Origin of the sequence: Stenotrophomonas sp. GbtcB23 (genome assembly GCF_019091045.1) — a bacterium.
Taxonomy (GTDB): Bacteria; Pseudomonadota; Gammaproteobacteria; order Xanthomonadales; family Xanthomonadaceae; genus Stenotrophomonas; species Stenotrophomonas rhizophila_A.
The window spans coordinates 1-438 of sequence record NZ_JAGXKC010000212.1; the positions used below are offsets into that span (position 1 = coordinate 1).

At 62.6% G+C, this 438-nt stretch carries 1 protein-coding gene; it reads left to right on the plus strand.

Annotated elements, in window-relative coordinates; translation table 11 throughout:
• On the plus strand, positions 1-438 hold a 438-nt coding region (locus KVS69_RS18835), incomplete at both ends, for a hypothetical protein (RefSeq protein ID WP_217539496.1).

The following is a 438-nucleotide window of genomic DNA, read 5'->3' on the forward strand; positions in this document are numbered from 1 at the left end:
GTTCGACCACAACTACACGGCACCCGATGGCAGTTACAGCAGCCGCAGCTACGGGGACGGGGATGGAAAGATATCCAGCATGGGGGCGGGCGACCCGAGTCCCTATCCGCCAACCAATATCGTTCCGGGGTGCGGTCTGACCAGGACGACGCCCTTTAAATCCTATATCCGGGAGGGGTGGAACAGCCGCTCTCCGCGGTGGCTGGTGATCGCGAGCGACACGGAGTACGCCAGTACGCGGCAAGGCGGCGTTCACCCTCAAAACTGGAACCCCGGCGCCGCGTTCGACGATCCCGCGCTCGATGCCCTCCAGACGGTGTTCGCGGACATCGCAGCATTCAGGAAGTCGAAGGCCATTGATGGCCCAGTGCCGCTGGCCATCAACGGTGTCAATACCGACGGCGGTCTGGACTTCGAGCGTTACTCCATGCAGAGACT